Here is a 574-nt window from a genome sequence, read left to right as displayed (position 1 = left end):
CCAACACCGAACCGAAGCTGCGCGAGGTGTTCACCAAGCTCCGGGCCAGGTATGGCACCGTGCTGGTGGTGGTCGACCAGCCCGCCTCGATCGGAGCCCTGCCGCTGGCGGTGGCCCGCGACACCGGCTGCCGCGTCGCCTACCTGCCCGGCCTGACGATGCGACCGATCGCCGACCTCCACCCCGGCGAGGCCAAGACCGACGCCCGAGACGCGGCGATCATTGCAGACGCCGCCCGCACGATGCCACACACCCTGCGAGACCTGGCTCCGTCCGACGAGACCGTGCCGAGCTGGAGATGATCGTCGGGTTCGATGACGACCTGGCCTCCGAGTCCACCAGGATCAAGAACCGCCTTCGTGGCCTGCTCACCCAGATTCACCCCTCGCTGGAGCGGGTCCTGAGCCCCAGACTCGACCATCTCGCCGTCCTGACACTGCTCGAACGGCACGGCTCGCCAGCCCAGTTGAGGAAGGCAGGCCGTCGGCGACTTGTGACCCTGGTGCGACCCAAGGCCCCTCGACTGGCCGAGCGCCTGGTCGAGGAGATCTTCGACGCTCTCGACGAGCAGAAC

At 68.5% G+C, this 574-nt stretch carries 1 pseudogene; it reads left to right on the top strand.

Annotation, left to right across the window (positions count from 1 at the left end):
- Window positions 1-574, top strand: a pseudogene (locus tag ABD323_RS44305) (IS110 family transposase); the annotation flags it as partial.

The organism is Kitasatospora nipponensis, assembly GCF_039528135.1.
GTDB classification, from domain to species: domain Bacteria; phylum Actinomycetota; class Actinomycetes; order Streptomycetales; family Streptomycetaceae; genus Kitasatospora; species Kitasatospora nipponensis.
Note: the sequence above shows the minus strand (reverse complement) of the source record. Positions and strands in the feature narration are given on the sequence as shown.